Source organism: Hyalangium sp. (assembly GCF_035629615.1).
Classification (GTDB): Bacteria; Myxococcota; Myxococcia; order Myxococcales; family Myxococcaceae; genus Hyalangium.
Window position 1 is genome coordinate 1 of sequence record NZ_DASPHO010000827.1, and the last position, 4,073, is coordinate 4,073.

The window sequence follows — 4,073 nt, forward strand, 5'->3', positions numbered from 1 at the left end:
AGAACACGAGGCCCGCTCCTCGGTACTCGAGCCCGAGCCGCAGGCCGTCCACGCCGCTCAGCCCGGCGACAACCCCCGCCCCCGTGGCCCACTCGCGACGGCGGAAGAGGATGTGCAGCTCGTAGTCGGCGCGCGGGGGGATGAGGGGGTGGCCCACGAACCGGCCAATGTCATCGACGATGGGGCCCAGATCCTCCACCTGGGGCCCCAGGTGTGGCACCTCACTCGTGTGCACGAGCTCGAAGCGCTCGAGCTCCACGCCGGTGTCCGCGCGCAGCGCCAGCAGCTGGCGCTCCAGGTAGGGGCGGTTGAAGATGTTGTGGGGGAGGCTCAGGCCGAGCAGCACCTGCACCGTCCGCAGGGAGCTCTGGCCCCGGAGGATGATCTTCTCGACCCGGCCTTCGTCGATGTCCACGAGGATGCGGTTGCCGTCCACCGCCGTCTCGACGCGCGCGAGCTCGTAGCCGGCGCGGCGCAGGAACGAGAGGACCCGCGTGCGCACCAGGGCCGCGCCGCTCTTGTCGGGCACGAAGTCAGGCGGCAGATCGAGGACGGCGAGATAGACCTCGTCGTTCAGGACGAGGTTGCCGCTGAAGACGACCGGCGGACGGCGGCGGGAAGGCTCCGCCGCGTCCGCTGCCCCCGCGAGCGCGAGCAGCAGTCCGAACAGCGCGAGGTATGCCTTCGCTCCGAGATCCACTCGGCCCCCATAGTAGCCTGATCCGCGGGGAACCCGCTGCTACCAGAAGAGGCGCGTACCGATACCGAGGGTGAGCTGCCGCCCATCCTTGGGGCCTACGGCGATGTGAGGGCCGATCTGCGCGAGCGCCTCGATGCGGAGGCCCGAGCCGAAAGCGTCATCGGGCTCGGCCAGCGTGACGACGCCGGAGGCCAGCAAGCTGAGCTGCACGATGGTTCCCCGGGGAGGACACCGACCCGACCGCCCGTCAGGAGGCAGCCTGCCGTGGAGCTGTAATCAATGGCACCACAGAGGAGATAACCGTAGGGAATCCCTGTGAGAAAGCCAGCCCCGGCGCCAATCAGGGTGCCGCGGGCGACGGAGCGCTGGCGGACGGAGAGCTCCAGCACGCCAGACAAAGGCAGAGCAGGCAGAGGAAGAGGCGCATGGAGCCCCAGGCTAGCAGCCCTGAAGGCAGCTCAGGCGCCCCACTCCCAAAGCACGCCGCGCGAGCTCAGCCCTGAGGGTCCGCCGCCTCCAGCAGGTTGGACTCCAGCTTCCGGGCCTCCGCGACCATGGGGTCGCCCGCGGGGGCTTCGCGCTGGACTTTGCGAGTGAGCTCGAGGGCACGCTCTTGCTTCCCGAGCTTCGTGTAGGCGAGCGCCAGGTTGTAGTGCACCCGCCACTCCCCCTTGGGCGCGAGCATCAGCGCCTGCTCCAGCAGCGGGACGGCCTCGGAGTTCTTGGGCCGCGAGTCCGTCTGGATGAGGAGCCCGGCGAGGCTGGCCAGGGGCTTCCAGTTGTCGGGGTCCAGGTCGATGGCCTTGCGGTAGGCCTCCTCTGCCTCCTTCTCGAGCGTCATCGCCTCGAAGAGGTTGCCCAGGTGGAACCACGCCTCCCAGCTGTTCGGGTTGCGCCTCAGCAGCTCGCGGGCCGCCTTCTCGCTCTTGGCGAAGTCATTCGTCAGGAGCTGGAGGTGGGCGAGGTTGATCCAGCTCTGCTCGTGGTCGGGGACCACCTTGAGCTCGCGCTCGACGTAGCCGATGGCGCCTTCGGCGTCGGAGAGCATCATCGCCGCGGCCAGCGCCTTCTCCAGCAGGGCTGGAGGGTCGCCGCAGGCCGCGAGCCCTCGGTCGAGGATGTCGCGCGCCGCCTGGAACTCCTTCACCTCGAAGAGCACGTCGGCGAGCGTGGCCCAGGCGTCGACGTTCTTCGGGTTCAGATCCCTTGCCTTCTCGAAGGCCCGGAGGGAGCTCTCGTACTGCCGCGCCTGCTTGCAGGCGATGCCGAGCGTGTAGAAGGCGTCGGGGTTGTTGGGCTCGAGCTCGGTGGCCCGGCTCAGCGGCACGATGCCCTCGGCGGGACGGCCCGCGGCGGCGAGGACCCGTCCGTAGTTGAGCTGGCAGAGGAAGACCGAGGGAGAGACCTCGGTGGCCTTGCGCAGGTGCTGCAGCGCGGTGGCCAGGTCACCCTCCGCCTCGTGCACCATGCCCAGGAGCGCCCAGGCGAGGCCCTGCTCTGGCCCCAGGCGAGTGGCCGCGGTGGCGTGGACGCGCGCCGCTTCGAGCTGCCTCGTGAAGAGGCTGATGCGGGTGAGGCCCAGGTAGACCTCGGGCAGGGAGGGGTTGCGCTCCTGGAGCTGCTGATAGAGCGCAGCCGCCCCGCTCACGTCGCCCTCGGTGAGGAGAGCCTCCGCCTGGAGCAACAAGGCCTTCGTCTCGGCGGCGGTGCCGGACGCATCCTCGTGCTCGCGGAAGAGGCGCTGGGCCTCCTCGTAGTTGCCTGCCTTCAGCTGCTCGTACCCACGTCGGTAGAGTTCGCTCTGAGCCATGAGGCGGAAGTATCCCTCAGAATCGAACTTCGCGAGCGTCGATGACCCGGCCGCTACGGGAAGTTGGCCGAGGGTCCTGCGCGACGCTGGTGCAGCTCCCAGAACTTCTCGGCGATGGCGGATGCCTCGAGCGTGGCATGGCCAGAGTCGAACGCGGTGCCCTTGACCTGCCCGAGCACGACGAGGTCAGCGACGTAGACACCGTCGCCCGCGAGCTTCTGGTGGAGCAGGCCGACGGCCTTGTGCTGCGCGGCCTTCGCGACCGCGAGCCCCATCGCACCCCACTGGACTGCCATCGCGTCGACCTTCGGGTCGTAGAAGGAGAGGCCGCCACCCGTGACGAGGACCGCGCCCTTCTCTTTCTTGAGGTCGGGCAGCGCCTCTTGTACTCCGGCCAGCATCCCGAACACCGACACGTTGAGCGGTGCGTGCAGCTCCTCGACGGGCGCGGTGGTCAGGTCGCCTGCGCCGCCGCCATACGCGTTCCAGTGAAGGACCGCGATCGGCCCGAGCGACGCGCGCACCTCGCGGATGAGCGAGCGCACAGCCTCAGGGTCGCCGAGGTTGCAGGGAAAGCCTCTCGCGTCGATTCCGGCGCCTGTCAGCGCTGTGGCCGCAGCCGTCAGTCGCTCCGCGTTGCGCGCGACGAGCGCGACTGCGAACCCTTCTCTTCCAAACCTGCGCGCCACGGCGTCGGAGATGCCGGGCCCATGGCCGCACACCACAATCGTACGTTTCATGGCCGCGAGATATCACACCGCAGGCCGGAAGGTGGCTCTGGCCGAGCACCAGAGCCACCCTGACTGTTCACTCTGACTGTGCCTACTCGCCGCGAGCGAGCTCGTAGGCCTCTGCCCTGGGGGCAATCTTCTCATTCAGCAGCGCGTAGACCTCATCGAGGGTCCGCGCCTGGCCGGTCTCCTTGACGTAGAAGATGTTGCGGTTGGCCTCGGCCTGAGAGGGGAAGAAGTTGGCAGCGATCTGGTCGCCCTTGCCGTTGCCTTGCGCGCCCAGGAACTTCGTCGCGCCCCCGGCTCCCAGGAAGTGGGCCATGTAGAGCTCGGTGGGGCCCGCCTCGATACCCAGCGTCCTCCTCAGGTGGTTCTGGTTGTCCTGAGCGAACTCCGCCGCCATCAAGGCGCTGGCGGTCGGGTCGTAGCGCTGATCGAGGATCTGCTGCCTCAGGGTGGGATCCGCCACCATGTACTTCCCCGTGTCATTGTCCCGGTAGATCTGGGCAGCCAGATCTCCCATGCCGTGCTCGGCGCCGTGCTTCTTGACCGTCTCCAGCCACGTCTGGTCGAGGAACTGGTACAGGCCGGTGGCGCTGCTCGTGCCGGCCTTCGCCGCGGGGTCGAACTTGCTCTCCTGGTGGCCCATGGCCTTCATGTACCCATAGTCCGTGCCCACGCTATTCACCGCGCCGAGGATGGCTGCCTCCACCTGGGCGGAGGGCTGCAGCATCCCGTTCTCGGTGTGAGTGGCATTCATGGCGAGCCTGGCCCGGTCCGGGGCAGGAGCCGGGATGGGCGCCTGCTGGAACTTCGAGCGATCCAGGGGCGG

At 68.6% G+C, this 4,073-nt stretch carries 4 protein-coding genes and 1 pseudogene; all 5 read right to left on the reverse strand.

Going from position 1 to position 4,073, the window contains the following annotated elements; genetic code table 11:
• Positions 1-700 (reverse strand): annotated as a pseudogene (locus VD972_RS41620) (hypothetical protein); the annotation flags it as partial.
• A 39-nt stretch (positions 701-739) separates the two neighbouring features.
• Positions 740-910: a hypothetical protein gene (locus tag VD972_RS41625; RefSeq protein WP_324994964.1), complete on the reverse strand. Its 171-nt coding sequence runs from the start codon at positions 908-910 to the stop codon at positions 740-742.
• Positions 911-1,193: 283 nt separating this feature from the next.
• Positions 1,194-2,510, reverse strand: coding sequence for a tetratricopeptide repeat protein (locus VD972_RS41630; RefSeq protein WP_324994966.1), 1,317 nt, complete (start codon positions 2,508-2,510; stop codon positions 1,194-1,196).
• 53 nt (positions 2,511-2,563) lie between these two features.
• Positions 2,564-3,250 (reverse strand): SDR family NAD(P)-dependent oxidoreductase, encoded by a 687-nt coding sequence (locus VD972_RS41635; RefSeq protein ID WP_324994967.1) that lies wholly within the window; start codon positions 3,248-3,250, stop codon positions 2,564-2,566.
• Between the two features lie 82 nt (positions 3,251-3,332).
• The coding region (locus VD972_RS41640; protein WP_324994970.1) for a hypothetical protein at positions 3,333-4,073 on the reverse strand (741 nt) is incomplete at its 5' end.

Excerpts from the sequence above, each read along its gene's own strand:
- VD972_RS41635 (WP_324994967.1), bottom strand. The coding sequence starts at position 3,250 with ATGAAACGTACGATTGTGGTGTGCGGCCATGGGCCCGGCATCTCCGAC.
- VD972_RS41630 (WP_324994966.1), bottom strand. The coding sequence starts at position 2,510 with ATGGCTCAGAGCGAACTCTACCGACGTGGGTACGAGCAGCTGAAGGCA.